The organism is Rhizobium tumorigenes (assembly GCF_003240565.2).
GTDB classification, from domain to species: domain Bacteria; phylum Pseudomonadota; class Alphaproteobacteria; order Rhizobiales; family Rhizobiaceae; genus Rhizobium; species Rhizobium tumorigenes.
In genome coordinates this window covers 271085-284500 of the sequence record NZ_CP117255.1, presented here as the reverse complement: position 1 = coordinate 284500, position 13416 = coordinate 271085, and the positions used below count along the sequence as shown (strand labels likewise).

At 60.1% G+C, this 13416-nt stretch carries 13 protein-coding genes; 5 read left to right on the top strand and 8 right to left on the bottom strand.

All coding sequences use genetic code 11. The features are described from left to right. The first annotated feature begins 11 nt into the window (after window positions 1-11). Entirely contained in the window at window positions 12-1829 is a 1818-nt protein-coding gene (edd, locus tag PR017_RS01430; protein WP_111217429.1) for a phosphogluconate dehydratase, read from the top strand. Window positions 1830-1950: 121 nt separating this feature from the next. Here the strand turns inward: edd and PR017_RS01425 are convergent, their stop codons facing one another. Beyond that, window positions 1951-2472: a 2'-5' RNA ligase family protein gene (locus PR017_RS01425; RefSeq protein ID WP_111217427.1), complete on the bottom strand. Its 522-nt coding sequence runs from the start codon at window positions 2470-2472 to the stop codon at window positions 1951-1953. Window positions 2473-2606: 134 nt separating this feature from the next. Here PR017_RS01425 and PR017_RS01420 point away from each other — a divergent pair, with 134 nt between their 5' ends. The 3 genes from PR017_RS01420 to PR017_RS01410 all read left to right on the top strand — a co-directional run bounded on the left by PR017_RS01420 (window position 2607) and on the right by PR017_RS01410 (window position 3994). Beyond that, a complete protein-coding gene (locus PR017_RS01420; protein ID WP_111217425.1) occupies window positions 2607-2975 on the top strand; it encodes a VOC family protein in 369 nt (122 codons plus the stop codon). A gap of 232 nt (window positions 2976-3207) precedes the next feature. Beyond that, window positions 3208-3408, top strand: a complete 201-nt coding sequence (locus tag PR017_RS01415; protein ID WP_111217881.1) for a hypothetical protein — start codon at window positions 3208-3210, stop codon at window positions 3406-3408. 121 nt (window positions 3409-3529) lie between these two features. Beyond that, window positions 3530-3994 carry a GNAT family N-acetyltransferase gene (locus tag PR017_RS01410; RefSeq protein WP_111217423.1) on the top strand — a complete coding sequence of 155 codons (465 nt, stop codon included), beginning with the start codon at window positions 3530-3532 and terminating at the stop codon, window positions 3992-3994. A 71-nt stretch (window positions 3995-4065) separates the two neighbouring features. Here PR017_RS01410 and PR017_RS01405 read toward each other — a convergent pair whose 3' ends face one another. The 6 genes from PR017_RS01405 to PR017_RS01380 all read right to left on the bottom strand — a co-directional run bounded on the left by PR017_RS01405 (window position 4066) and on the right by PR017_RS01380 (window position 11058). After that, entirely contained in the window at window positions 4066-4476 is a 411-nt protein-coding gene (locus PR017_RS01405) for a hypothetical protein (protein ID WP_206423123.1), read from the bottom strand. Window positions 4477-4586: 110 nt separating this feature from the next. Further along, a complete protein-coding gene (locus PR017_RS01400) occupies window positions 4587-5681 on the bottom strand; it encodes an ABC transporter ATP-binding protein (protein WP_111217421.1) in 1095 nt (364 codons plus the stop codon). Window positions 5682-5705: 24 nt separating this feature from the next. Further along, window positions 5706-7358, bottom strand: a complete 1653-nt coding sequence (bglA, locus tag PR017_RS01395) for a beta-galactosidase BglA (protein ID WP_111217419.1) — start codon at window positions 7356-7358, stop codon at window positions 5706-5708. Window positions 7359-7394: 36 nt separating this feature from the next. Further along, window positions 7395-8558 (bottom strand): carbohydrate ABC transporter permease, encoded by a 1164-nt coding sequence (locus tag PR017_RS01390; RefSeq protein WP_111217417.1) that lies wholly within the window; start codon window positions 8556-8558, stop codon window positions 7395-7397. Window position 8559: 1 nt separating this feature from the next. Continuing rightward, window positions 8560-9576, bottom strand: coding sequence for a carbohydrate ABC transporter permease (locus PR017_RS01385; RefSeq protein WP_111217877.1), 1017 nt, complete (start codon window positions 9574-9576; stop codon window positions 8560-8562). 120 nt (window positions 9577-9696) lie between these two features. Beyond that, entirely contained in the window at window positions 9697-11058 is a 1362-nt protein-coding gene (locus tag PR017_RS01380) for an ABC transporter substrate-binding protein (protein ID WP_111217415.1), read from the bottom strand. Window positions 11059-11375: 317 nt separating this feature from the next. Here PR017_RS01380 and PR017_RS01375 point away from each other — a divergent pair, with 317 nt between their 5' ends. Next, a complete protein-coding gene (locus PR017_RS01375; RefSeq protein ID WP_111217865.1) occupies window positions 11376-12401 on the top strand; it encodes a LacI family DNA-binding transcriptional regulator in 1026 nt (341 codons plus the stop codon). Window positions 12402-12408: 7 nt separating this feature from the next. On the opposite strand, the gene folD is transcribed toward PR017_RS01375, so the two are convergent. Then, window positions 12409-13308: a bifunctional methylenetetrahydrofolate dehydrogenase/methenyltetrahydrofolate cyclohydrolase FolD gene (folD, locus tag PR017_RS01370; RefSeq protein ID WP_111217413.1), complete on the bottom strand. Its 900-nt coding sequence runs from the start codon at window positions 13306-13308 to the stop codon at window positions 12409-12411. Between the last annotated feature and the right edge of the window lie 108 nt (window positions 13309-13416).

Genomic DNA, 13416 nt, shown 5'->3' with positions numbered 1-13416 from the left:
AGGGGTTCCTCATGTCAGCTGACGCACGCATATCTGCGATCACCTCCCGCATCGTCGAACGCTCAAAGGCAAGCCGCGAACGATACCTGGGTCGCCTGCGAAGCATGGGCAGCAAGGGCGCGCAGCGCAGCACGCTCGGCTGCGCCAATCTGGCCCACGGCTTCGCCGTCTGTTCCCCCTCCGAGAAGGATGCCCTGGCCGCAGATCAGGTTGTCAATCTCGGGATCATTACGTCCTACAACGACATGCTTTCGGCCCACCAGCCCTTCGAGCGCTATCCCGATATCATCCGGGCCGCTGCCACCGAGGCCGGCGGCATCGCGCAGGTGGCAGGCGGCGTTCCAGCCATGTGCGATGGCGTGACGCAGGGACAGCCGGGCATGGAACTGTCGCTTTTTTCGCGCGACCTGATCGCCATGTCGGCGGCCGTCGGCCTGTCGCACAACATGTTCGATGCCGCGGTCTATCTCGGCGTTTGCGACAAGATCGTGCCGGGCCTGTTCATTGCCGCCATGAGTTTCGGTCATCTGCCGGCGATCTTCATTCCCGCCGGGCCGATGACATCGGGCCTTGCGAACGACGAGAAATCACGCGTCCGCCAGTTGTTCGCCGAAGGTAAAGTCGGTAGGGCGGAGTTGCTGGAAGCAGAGTCCAAATCCTACCATGGGCCGGGTACCTGCACGTTTTACGGCACCGCCAACTCGAACCAGATGCTGATGGAGATCATGGGCCTGCACATGCCCGGCGCCTCCTTCGTCAATCCCGGCACGCCCTTGCGCGAGGCGCTCACCCGCGAGGCGACCAAACGGGCGCTGGCAATCACGGCGCTCGGCAACGAATACACGCCAGCTGGCGAAATGATCGACGAGCGCTCGATCGTCAACGGCGTCGTTGGCCTGCACGCAACCGGCGGCTCGACCAACCACACCATGCATCTCGTCGCCATGGCACGGGCGGCCGGCATCATGCTGACCTGGCAGGACATATCCGAGCTATCCGACGCCGTGCCGCTGCTGGCCCGCGTCTATCCGAACGGCCAGGCCGACGTGAACCATTTTCATGCCGCCGGCGGCATGGGCTTCCTCATCAAGCAGCTGTTGAAGCACGGGCTCGTGCACGACGACGTCAGAACCGTGTTCGGCCATGGGCTGGAGGCTTATACCGTCGACGCCCTGCTTGGCGAAAACGGCACGGTCACACGCCAGCCGTCGGCCGAGAAGAGTGCCGATCCGAAGGTGCTCGCCAGTATCGAAATGCCGTTCCAGGGCAATGGTGGGCTGAAGATGCTGCGCGGAAATCTCGGCAAGGCAGTCATCAAGATTTCTGCCGTCAAGCCGGAGCGCCACGTCATCGAGGCCCCTGCGGTGATCTTTCACGACCAGAAGGAGTTGCAGGAAGCCTTCAAGGACGGCAAGCTTAACCGCGACTTCGTCGCCGTGGTGCGCTTCCAGGGACCTAAAGCCAACGGGATGCCGGAGTTGCACAAGCTGACACCGGCGCTCGGAGTCCTTCAGGATCGCGGCTTCCGGGTGGCACTGCTCACCGACGGGCGCATGTCCGGCGCCTCCGGCAAGATCCCGGCAGCGATCCACGTAACTCCGGAAGCCGTTGACGGCGGCCCGATCGCGCGCATCCAGGAAGGCGACATGATCCGCATCGACGCCATCGCCGGCACTCTTGAATTGATGGTCGATGCCGCTGACCTTGCGGAACGCACACCAGTCATGATCGACCTGTCGGACAACGAATTCGGTATGGGCCGCGAATTGTTCGCCCCCTTCCGCCGCGCCGCCGGCCCGGCCGACCAGGGCGCGGGCGTGTTTTCCTGAGGCAGACGGCCGATATTGTGGGGGAGGTAAGGTAGCCCTCCCCTGCAATGATTTCACTCCACATAGCGAAACTATCGGCGGTGCCCCTCTCAGCCCTCTCCGTCGCAACTTTTCGCACTTCTCAGACTAGTTTGTATTCTTTCATAACCATAACCGGTGGGAAGCAGACGAGGTCAGCGGCATCGAAGTCTACGGAAAATTCTTCTTTTCTATTTTCAGCCCACTGGATAGCTGCGGTGGCGTGGACCTTCGGCACATTGGTCGCGAGGCTACAATGAGGCACCCATTGCCCGCGACGGTAGTGCTCATGGCAAATGGCAGGATCAATGTGTTGATGCAGCCGTTCATGGAGCGCGAGCAGTGCGTCAGACCTATGCGGCCTGGCCCATAGAACGAGCAGATCGTTTTCAAAATAGCCGATGCTGTCAAAGGTCAGGGGCAATCGGCTTTGGGATGTGAAGACATCGTCAAGCACTGTGTCTAGGCTGCCGCTATCGTCCGGAAAGACCGCGAGCGTGATGTGCGGAGGGTAAATCAATTCGCGCATGGAAGGGACAGCCTCAAACCGGCTGGCTTCATCCCAAAGCCTGAATAGCGGTGCGGCTGTGTCATTCAGGCATTTGATACTGATTGCATGCGGCATGGTTAAACGATCCGTTTGTTAGCATGACCAAAGGCTATGCATGCCATCGCCGAACCGTCCAGCATTTGCCTTTTGTCCTGCGACCCATCTTTGCGTAGGGTGATCTCCTGCATTTCGAAAGCCGGAGGGGCTCAATGGCCGTCGTTGGGATCGACCATATTCAACTCGCAATGCCTGCAGGACAGGAACATGTCGCCCGGGCGTTTTATAGCGGCTTGCTCGGACTGACGGAGTTGAAAAAGCCGCCCCATCTCGCGCCAAGGGGTGGCTGCTGGTTTGGAATGGACAAAGTCAAAATCCATCTTGGTGTCGAACCCGACTTCATACCCGCAAAGAAGGCCCATCCCGGGCTTCTCGTTGATGACCTCGCAAGCTTATGCAGCACCCTGCAGAATGCAGGCTACGAGACAATGGCGGACCAGCCGCTCGAGGGATTTACGCGAGTGTATGTGAACGATCCTTTCGGCAAGCGAATAGAACTGATGCAAGTCTCTGCCAGATAGGTTGGCTACTTCGCGCCTAAACCGGAATAGCTCTAGCCATATTCCAACACGCCGACCGGCCGCAGCGCGTCAATTGACCAAAGCGCGGCAGGCTTTTATACACTGGCTTCTGATGGAACCCGGGACGGCTTCGACATTGTTTTTCCAGATCAATGGTGCTGTTCGAAACGTGCATTCGACCACACAGCGCCGTTATCTGCATCGGCCATGGAGAAACGACATTATCAAGATCATGGTTTTGCTGCACAGCGCCGAAGGCCTGGATTGGCAGTCTCCCCCTAAGGGCACCGGCCTGAAGACATTGAAGGAGGCCGAAGAGCAAGGCTTCATCACGATCCGCGGCGAATTTCAGAAACGCGAGTTCCGGCTGACCGCGCGCGGCGCCGAATATGTCGAGCGTGACAAGCGTCGCCTGGCAGCGCGCAGGCTCTGAGCCGGGGCTGTCGGGTTAGGCAGATTTTGTTTGCCAGTTTGGCGATGTCCGAGCGTCATCTCACTTTTGCAAAGTGACCGTAAGTGCATGCCGACCCCACGCGAACATCGGCAGAGCTTTTATGACCCATACCTTCGTGACGACAAAAGAGCGGCGGGAACTCGTGCACACGACCGGCACCTGGCGCTGGGAGGCATTCTTCCAGGGCGGCACAGTTACGCACGAAGAGATGTTGAAGCGCGAAGTCGATGGTGCGAATGTTTCGGAATTGATGCCGACCGTTCTTGTCATGCTCGAAAACGAAGTGCCCATTGCAATGTCGGCCCTGTGCCTGGATGATTTGGAAGGACGCCCCGAGCTTAATCCCTGGCTGGCTGGCGTCTACGTCGACAGGCCGCATAGAGGCCAAGGGCATGGTGCACGCATGATAGCCGAGCTTGAATCGCTCGCTCGGCGGGAAGGCATCCCGCGTCTGACGCTATACACGTCCCATGCTGCGGGCTTTTACATCAAGTCCGGTTGGGCGACCGTCGAAACTTTCGAAAACGCCGGCAGAACCTACTCGATCATGCAAAAGAATTTATAGAATCCAACCGCGCTGGGCTTCGCCCACAGGCACATTTCCGCCAGCACACCAGACCTGGTCCAGTGCCAGGATCACCCCCGGATATCCAGCATATGGTTCCGATGAGCCGGGTGGGTGCTGTAGACGAAGATCTTGTTCATTTCCTTTTCGCTCAGCAGCGACAGGAAGCGCACCTCGACGGTGTTGTTGGGGAAAACCTTCATCAGAACGCAGCCGACCTTGTTAATGCGCGCATCGGGGAGATCGAGGTAAAATTGCTTTGGCAGGTTATACTGCGTCAGGATCGCCAGAATGGCGCCGCTCATGGAAATCTTGATGATGTCGCAGCGGCGTGAGGCCAGGTGCATCACGCCCTTTTCGGTGTATTCGATCCGTGCCGCATTCATCGTGTCCTGCATCTTGTAGCGACCTTCTCGGTCATACATGAAGGACTCTTCCTTGTTCAGGAAATGGTTCTGCTGTTTCGGCACGGATGCTGCCATGATCGTGAGCCTTCAAATGTTACGGCGTGTTTCAAGAATAGCAGCCGTTATTTAAGACTTTGTTAGATGTGCGAGGCTGGCGTCGCAAAAGTTGCAAACTTCACATCGCTTTATCGCGTTCGACGATAGGTCTTTCCCTCGCTGTCGAAGAGATGCAGCTTCTCCTTCTCGGCGATGAAACGCATCTTCTGGCCGCGCTCGACAGGGGCAATACCGGGCAGTTTAGCGACGATCGGCTCTCCATCGACGAGACCTTCGATGTAGAGCAACGTCACCTCGCCCAAGGCCTCGACGATCGCCACCTCGCCTTCGAACAGGTAGTCGTCGCCCTCTGCCAGCCGCAAGTCTTCGGGCCGAACACCGAAACTTCCCGTGGCACCCTTTTCAGATGCTTCGGTGGAAATATCGAGCGCCACAGACTTGCCGCCCTTCAGCGTCACCACGGTCGATGCGCCCGCCTCGGCAATCGTCGCCGGTATGATGTTCATGGCGGGCGAGCCGATGAATTTGGCCACGAACAGATTGGCCGGACGCTCGTAGAGTTCTAGTGGCGGGCCGACCTGCTCGATGCGGCCGGCCGACAGCACCACGATACGGTCGGCAAGGGTCATCGCCTCCACCTGGTCGTGGGTGACATAGATCATCGTCGTGTCCGGCATGGAATCGTTCAGCCGGGCAATCTCGATGCGGGTGGCGACGCGCAGCGCAGCGTCGAGGTTCGACAGCGGCTCGTCGAACAGGAAGACCTTCGGGTTGCGGCAGATAGCGCGGCCGATGGCGACGCGCTGTCGCTGGCCGCCGGAGAGCGCCTTCGGCAGGCGGTCCAAATAGTGGGTCAGTTGCAGCTTGTCGGCAGCCGCGCGCACACGGCGGTCGATTTCCTGCTTGCTCTCATGGGCAATGCGCATGCCGAAGGCCATGTTGTCGTAGACCGTCATATGCGGATAGAGCGCATAGGACTGGAACACCATGGCGATGCCGCGCCGCGAGGGCGGCACCTGGTTGACGACGCGACCGTCTATGATCATCTCGCCGCCGGTGATGCTTTCCAGACCGGCAATCATCCGCAGCAATGTCGACTTGCCGCAGCCGGACGGCCCGACGAAGACAATGAATTCGCCGTGGGCGATTTCAAGGTCGATGCCGTGCAGCACATTCACTGCGCCGTAGGATTTCCGGATATCCTTCAGAACCAGTCCAGTCATCGCAAGCCCCTCCCGTTCTTGTCTTTAGGCGAGGCGCGCGAAATAAGCGCCCCAGGCCGGAATATCGATTTTATTGCCGTAAATTTCGCTGGCGAAACCATGGCCTGACAGCGCTTCCCAAGCACCCTCCGGCAGCTCAGCCGATCCATCCGAGGCGCTCATGTTGAAGACGCAGAGGATCGTCTCGTTGCCGAACGTGCGCGTGTAAAGCATCACGTCATCCTGCGGCGGATAGAAGGAAATCTCGCCGCTGGCGAAGGCCGGGTGCTGTTTGCGGAACGCGAGAAAACGGCGGTAGTGCTCGAGCACCGAGTGTTCGTCACCGCTCTGGACGCTGACGGCACGCAGGATATGTTCGACAGGCACCGGCAACCATGGCTTTTCCGTCGAGAACCCGCCCTGCACCACCTGGCTGTCCCAGACCATGGGCGTGCGGCAACCGTCGCGGCCCTTGAATTCCGGCCAGAACTGGATGCCGTAGGGATCCTGCAGGTCCTGAAAGGCAATCTCGGCTTCGGTCAGGCCGAGCTCCTCGCCCTGGTACAGGCAGACGGAGCCGCGCAACGTCATCAGGATCGCTGAATATTGCTTGGCGAAGGCTTCACGGTCGGCAACCAGGCTGCCCCAGCGGCTGACATGGCGCACGACATCGTGGTTGGAAAACGCCCAGCAGGCCCAACCGTCCGGTGCCGCCGCGCCGAAATCCTTCATCACTTCCTCGATTCGAGCCGGTGTCAGCGCGTCTGGCGCCAGGAACTCGAAGGCGTAGCACATGTGCATCTTGTCATCGCCGGAGGTGTATTCCCCGACGATTTCGAGGCCACGCTGGCTGTCGCCGACCTCGCCGACGGCTGCAATCGCCGGAAACTCTTCCAGTACCGCGCGGAAGCGCTTGAGGAAGGCGATATTTTCCGGGCGGTTCTTGTCGTAGATGTGCTCCTGGAAATTATAGGGATTGACCGCCGGCGCCGTGGAGGCGTTGCGGCGGGAGGGTGCCAGCGCCGGATTGTCGCGCAGCTCGCGGTCGTGGAAATAGAAGTTGATGGTGTCGAGCCGAAACCCGTCGACGCCGCGCTCGAGCCAGAAGCGGACGACCTGCAGCAGGCGATCCTGGACCTCCGGATTATGGAGATTGAGATCCGGCTGCGAGGTCAGGAAGTTGTGCATGTAGTATTGCATGCGGGTCGGATCCCAGGCCCAGGCCGAACCGCCGAAGATCGACAGCCAGTTGTTGGGTGGCGTGCCGTCGGGCTTGGCGTCCGACCAAACATACCAGTCGGATTTCGGGTTATCCTGGCTAGAGCGGCTTTCGACGAACCACGGGTGGCGATCGGAGGAGTGGGAGATGACAAGGTCGATCATCACCTTGATGCCGAGCCGATGGGCTTCGGCGATCAGCGAATCGAAATCGGCGAGCGTGCCGAAGATCGGGTCGACATCCTCGTAGTCAGAGACATCGTAGCCGAAGTCGCGCATCGGCGACATGAAAAAAGGCGACACCCAGATGGCGTCGGCGCCGAGCGAGGCGACGTGCGGCAAGCGGGCGGCGATGCCCTTGAGATCGCCGATACCGTCGCCGTTGGAGTCCTGGAACGAGCGCGGATAGATCTGGTAGATCACAGCACCGCGCCACCAGTTTTTGTCGGCCGTCGTGATCGATGGAGTAGCAATAGTCATTCCCGGGAGATCCTGTTTGAATGCGAATTGTAGGCGTCAGCCACCCTTGACAGATCCGGCCAGCAGACCGCGCACCAGGTAGCGCTGCAGACCGAAGAAGACGAGGAGCGGCACGATGATGGTGACGAAAGCCGAGGCTGTGAGGATTTCCCAGTTGCCGCCGCGCGAGCCGAGCAGCGCATTGAGGCTGCCGGTCAGCACAAGCTGGTCCTTGGCGGTGCCGAGAAAGACCATGGCGATCAGAAGGTCGTTCCACACCCAGAGGAACTGGAAGATCGCAAAGGAGGCGAGTGCTGGAAAGGACAGCGGCAGGATGATCTTGACAAAAATGTCGAAATCGCTGGCGCCGTCGACGCGGGCGGATTCGATGATCTCCTTCGGCAGGCCGGCGATGTAGTTGCGCAGCAGGTAGATGGCGAGCGGCATGCCGAAGGCTGTGTGCGCGAGCCAGATGCCGGGGTAGGTTTTCGAGGGCACGCCGAGGAAGGAGCCGATGTCGTTATAGAGCCGCAGCAGAGGGATCAGCGACATTTGCAGCGGCACGACGATTAGACCGACCACCAGCGCAATCATCAGCGACCGGCCGGGAAACTCCATCCAGGCCAGTGCATAGGCGGCAAAGGCCGCAATCAGGATCGGAATGATGGTGGCGGGTATCGTAACGGTCAGCGAATTGATGAAGGACTGGCCGATCCCCTCTCCCGTCACCACCGACTTGAAGTTTTGCAGCGTAAAGGCCGGCGGCGAGGCGACGGAGATATAGATGCGCTTGCCGCGCGTGTCGTCGAAAGCGGCGTTCTTGGTGTATTTGTAGGTGCCGTCGGTGTTGATCAGCAACGTTTCGCCGTTACCGATATCGGCGGGCTCGCCAGCCTTGAAGGCCGAGGGGTCCTGCGCCTTGACGCCGAACGCACTGACCTTGCCGAGGGAACCGGCGGCCGAAAAGACCGAGCCTGAAATGACATAGTTGGTACCGTCCGGTTGCTGCTTGTCGGCAGCGTCCAGCCGTACTGCTGTCGTCTGCGAGGAGCCGGAAAATGCCGTCCACCAGCCGGATACGGTGATCTGGTCCTTGTCGCGCAGCGCGGTGACGAAAATGCCGAGCGTCGGTACCAGCCAGACGATGACGATCAATAGCACCATGGCGTGGACAAACAGCCGGGCTGGGCCGATGCGGAAGAAGCTCCTATCGAAGGTCATCTCAGTGCTCTCCCGTTTCCTGGTTGGCGCGCCGGACGTTCCAGACCATGATCGGCATGACGGCGACCATGATGATGAGGGCGATGACGGCGCTGCGGCCGCTGTCGCCGCCACCACGGAACATCCAGTTGAACATCAGGTTGGCGAGCACCATCGAGTCCCACTGACCGTTGGTCATGGTAAGCACGATGTCGAAGACTTTGAGCACGAGGATGGTAATCGTCGTCCAGACGACGGCAATCGTCCCCCAGATTTGCGGCACCATGATCTTCCAGAAGATCTGCCAGCCGTTGGCGCCATCGATGACGGCAGCTTCGATCGTCTCTTCCGGGATACCGCGAAGCGCTGCCGACAGGATGACCATGGCAAAGCCGGTCTGGATCCAGATGAGGATAATCATCAGGAAGAAGTTGTTCCAGAAGGGAATGGAGATCCAGACCTCAGGCGTGCCGCCGAACAATTGCACGATTGCGTTCAGCAGGCCGATCTGGGTGTCGTTGCCGCCACGGTATTCGTAGATGAATTTCCAGATGACGGAGGCGCCGACGAAGGAGATCGCCATCGGCATGAAGACGATGCTTTTCGCGATATTTCCCCACCAGATCCGGTCGGTCATCACGGCGATGACGAGGCCGAAGAAGGTGCAGGCGGCAGGCACGACGGCCAGCCAGAGGATGTTGTTGAAAATGGCCTGGCGGAACTCGCGGTCGCCGATCGCCCACTGGTAATTGGCAAGCCCGACATACTGCTCGCCGCCCTTGTCGTAGAAGGACAGGATGAAGGTCGCGACCACGGGATAGACGAGATAGACGACCAGCAGCAGCAGTGCCGGCCCGATGAACAGCCATGGTCGGATGATCGAGCGACGCCGCAGATTGCGTGATGCGACGAAAACGTCGTCGCCATCCCGGGCCGGGAATGCGAAATCGAGCAATTTGTTGGAAAACAGGAAGTAAGCCGCACAGGCGGCAACGCCCAGAACCACGGCGCCCAGTGCCGAAGCGATCTGCCAGATCATAAGTCCCTCCCCTTGCGCATTTGATTGCTGCTTGTGGCGGCCGCCATCGTCGTCCTCCCCGACGCTCGCGGCCATCCTGACCGCCGCCGGATACCGGCGGCGGCTTTTTAGATGAGGGTCTTACTTGATGCCGTCCCAGGCTTTCTGGATATCGTCTGCAGCGGCCTGTGCGGACTTGCCGCCGACGAAATCCACCATGCCTGTCCAGAAGGCGCCGGCGCCGATCTTGCCCGGCATCAGGTCCGATCCGTCGAAACGGAAGGCCGTGGCCGAGGTCAGAAGCTCGCCTTCCTTCTTCAGCGTGTAGTTGGCATAGGCACCGGTGTTGACGGCCTTGTAGGGCGTCAGGAAGCCGGATTGCGCCATCCACACTTCATGGGCGATGGGCGTCTGCAGGAATTCGATGAAAGCACGGGCTGCCTTCGAATCCTTGGTGATCGCTGCCAGAGTACCTGCGCCGAGAACCGGCTTGCCGAGTTCTGGATGCGAGGCATAAGGCGGGAAGTAGAAGAAGTCGGCGTCCTGCCCGAGCTTCGTTCCCTCAGGGAAGAAAGACGGGATGAACGAGGCCTGCTTGTGCAGGTAGCACTTCGGCGGAACCGAAAAGAGGCCTTTTGGGCTGTCGCGGAAATCGGTCGAGGCAACAGCTGCAACGCCTCCGTCGACATATTTCGCGTTCTTGGCGAACTTGCCGAATTCCTCGATAGCGCCCACGACCTTGGGGTCGTTGAACTTCAGCTCGTTTGTCGTCCACTTGTCGTAGTCGGTCGGAGACTGCGTGCGCAGCATCAGGTCCTCGATCCAGTCGGTCGCCGGCCAGCCGGTGGCGCCGCCAGAACCCAGCCCGATGCACCATGGCACGCCGCCGTCCTTGACGATCTGGTCGGATAGCTTGAACAGGTCTTCCATGGTCTTCGGAACGTTATAGCCCGCTTCCTCGAAGTTTTCCGGCACGTACCAGACGAGCGACTTCAGGTCGGCCTTGTAGGGGAAGGCGTAGAACGCATCCTTGCCGTCCTTGCCCTTGTAGGTGCCGTAGCTGACCCAGCTATCGCCAGCGCCATAGTTGGTCTTCACCCAGTTGGCCTGGTCGTCGCTGAGTGGCGTGAGGTAGCCCTTGCTGGCAAGATTGGCGAGCAGGCCCGGCTGCGGCAGGATCGCGACATTCGGCGGCGAACCGGCCTGGGTGTCGATGACGATCTGCTGCTCGTAGTTTTCCGACGACGAGTATTTCGCATCAATGCCGGTAGCTTCGGTAAAATAGGCGAGAACGCTGGCGAACAGCTTTTCGTCTTCGCCACGCCAAGGTCCAAAGATGGTGAGCGTCTGGCCCTTCAGGTCGGCATGGGCCGTCTTGAAGGTGTCGTAGCTCTTCCAGTTGAACTTGGAGTCTTCATTCGGCTTAAACTTCAGGTCGGCGGCCGATACGCTGCCAGCCATCACTGCGGCCAAGGCGATGCTCATCAGAAATGATGTCTTCATGTGAATTACCCTCCCATCACAAGATCCAAAAGCCTCTCTCCCAAAAACAGCGAGTGACATGCTATCCTCAAAGCGCTTTGGCTTGCGAATTCATTCTACTGCGGCTCTCGTGAGTCAAGCGATTTTACGAGACGACGACTACAGATGCGAAATCTCGCATTGCAACATCGAATAAACGAAATATGACGCGATTTTTCTTGAGTCAAGGACGGCAAAGACATCATAATTGAAAGCGCTTTGGGAGGCGTTTGGGCGGAGTTGCCAGGTTTGGGTGGCCCTCTGTCCACTGTATGGAATGCGCATGGGGAGGCATCGGTGTGAACCTGAAACAGCTGTCGCAAATGCTCGGCCTGTCCCAGACGACCGTCAGCCGTGCCCTAAACGGGTACCCGGAAGTCAGCCGCGAGACGCGCGAAAGGGTGCTGGCCGCAGTGCGCGACACCGGCTACCGGCCGAACACGGCGGCCCAACGGCTAGCCACAGGCAAGGCAGGCTCGATCGGGCTCGTCATGCCGACAGCGCCCGGCCATCCATCCGACGTACATTTCGGAGAATTTCTCACAGGGCTTGGCGAAGAGGCGCTGCGGCACGATTTTCACCTCGTCATCATGCCGGCCCATCCGGAAGACGAAGTTTCGGCCCTGCGGCGGCTCGCGGTCAGCGGCAACGTCGATGCGCTGTTCGTCGCCTATATGCGGGCCGACGATCCGCGCATCGTCATGCTGAAATCTCTGTCTATCCCCTTCGTCGTACACGGGCGCTCGTTCGGCAGCGAGCCTGACTACCCGTTCGTCGACATCGACAACGAGGCCGCCTTCTACGATGCGGCAAGGCTGCTGCTGCAACTCGGACATCGGAGGTTCGCATTGATGAACGGGCCGGCCCATCTCGACTTCGCCATGCGCCGGCAAAACGGTGTGGTCGCAGCGCTCTCCGAACGCGGCCTGATGCTTGACGAGACCTGTACGAGCAACACGCCGATGACCGACGAACAGGGCTTTGTGGCGATGGAGCGTTTCCTGCAGATGGCGGAAAGACCGACGGCCATCCTCTGTTCCAGCACCGTTTTGGCGCTGGGGGCAATCCGCGCGGTCAATCAGGCCGGCCTCCGGCTCGGCGAGGATATCTCGCTGATTGCCCATGACGACGTGCTGGCGCTCCTGAAGCCGGAGAATTTCTCGGTGCCGCTGACGACCACCCGTTCATCGCTGCGGGCAGCCGGCGTCCGCGTCGCGGAGCGGTTGATCGGCGGGATCAAGAACCAGGGCCCCTACCCCGAACACGAACTCTGGAAGGCCGAACTTATCGTGCGCGCATCCACGGGGGCAGCACCAGCTTCCTGATGTTGCGTTAGAATGTCGGCGCGGTCCGGCCGGCGCCGCGATAGGCGGCGATCACCGTATTTGCCATCAGCATGGCGATCGTCATCGGGCCGACGCCGCCCGGAACGGGTGTGATGACATCCGCGACATCGGCGCATTCGGCAAAGGCGACATCGCCGACCAGCCGGGTCTTGCCCTCCCCGCGCTCCGGTGCGGCAATGCGATTGATGCCGACATCGATCACCGTCGCGCCCGGCTTCACCCAGTCGGCCTTGACCATCTCGGGCCGGCCGACGGCCGCCACCAGGATATCGGCGCGGGCGCAGACGGTGGCCAGATCCTTCGTGCGCGAATGAGCGATGGTGACCGTCGCATTCGCATTGAGCAGGAGCTGGGCCATCGGCTTTCCGAACAGATTGGAGCGACCGATGACGACGGCATTGAGACCCGACAGATCGTCACCGTGGGTCTGTCGGACGAAGAGCATAGAGCCGGCTGGCGTGCACGAGATCAGTCCTGTCGCGAGATCGCCGGTAGCGAGCTTGCCGGCATTGACGACATGCAGGCCGTCGACATCTTTTTCAGGCAGGATGGACTGGATGATCGCGTTCGAATCCAGGTGCTTCGGCAATGGCAGCTGTACCAGAATACCGTCGATGGCGGGATCTGCATTGAGCGTGGCAACCAGGGTTGCGAGTTCGTCCTGGCTCGTCTCCAGAGGCAGGGTATGCTGGATGGAGTTGAAACCGCATTCCTTGGCCATGCGGCTCTTGGCGGCGACGTAGGTGTGGCTGGCGGCGTCGTCACCGACGATCACAACCGCAAGGCCGGTCTTTTTGCCGGTCTCCGTGGCCAATACGGATGCAGCCGCTTTCACGGCCTCGATGACTGATGCCGCCACCTGCTTGCCGTCGATTACTGTCGCCACGCGTATTCTCCCGGGATATCGATGCCGCGGCAATCTAGCCCTGCCCTGCAGCCGGGATTTGCCTGTCTACGCCCTATGATGTCAAAACACGATATTTGCAAGACGGCG

Excerpts from the sequence above, each read along its gene's own strand:
- edd (WP_111217429.1), top strand. The coding sequence starts at position 12 with ATGTCAGCTGACGCACGCATATCTGCGATCACCTCCCGCATCGTCGAA.
- PR017_RS01425 (WP_111217427.1), bottom strand. The coding sequence starts at position 2,472 with ATGCCGCATGCAATCAGTATCAAATGCCTGAATGACACAGCCGCACCG.
- PR017_RS01420 (WP_111217425.1), top strand. The coding sequence starts at position 2,607 with ATGGCCGTCGTTGGGATCGACCATATTCAACTCGCAATGCCTGCAGGA.
- PR017_RS01415 (WP_111217881.1), top strand. The coding sequence starts at position 3,208 with ATGGTTTTGCTGCACAGCGCCGAAGGCCTGGATTGGCAGTCTCCCCCT.
- PR017_RS01410 (WP_111217423.1), top strand. The coding sequence starts at position 3,530 with ATGACCCATACCTTCGTGACGACAAAAGAGCGGCGGGAACTCGTGCAC.
- PR017_RS01405 (WP_206423123.1), bottom strand. The coding sequence starts at position 4,476 with ATGGCAGCATCCGTGCCGAAACAGCAGAACCATTTCCTGAACAAGGAA.
- PR017_RS01400 (WP_111217421.1), bottom strand. The coding sequence starts at position 5,681 with ATGACTGGACTGGTTCTGAAGGATATCCGGAAATCCTACGGCGCAGTG.
- bglA (WP_111217419.1), bottom strand. The coding sequence starts at position 7,358 with ATGACTATTGCTACTCCATCGATCACGACGGCCGACAAAAACTGGTGG.
- PR017_RS01390 (WP_111217417.1), bottom strand. The coding sequence starts at position 8,558 with ATGACCTTCGATAGGAGCTTCTTCCGCATCGGCCCAGCCCGGCTGTTT.
- PR017_RS01385 (WP_111217877.1), bottom strand. The coding sequence starts at position 9,576 with ATGATCTGGCAGATCGCTTCGGCACTGGGCGCCGTGGTTCTGGGCGTT.
- PR017_RS01380 (WP_111217415.1), bottom strand. The coding sequence starts at position 11,058 with ATGAAGACATCATTTCTGATGAGCATCGCCTTGGCCGCAGTGATGGCT.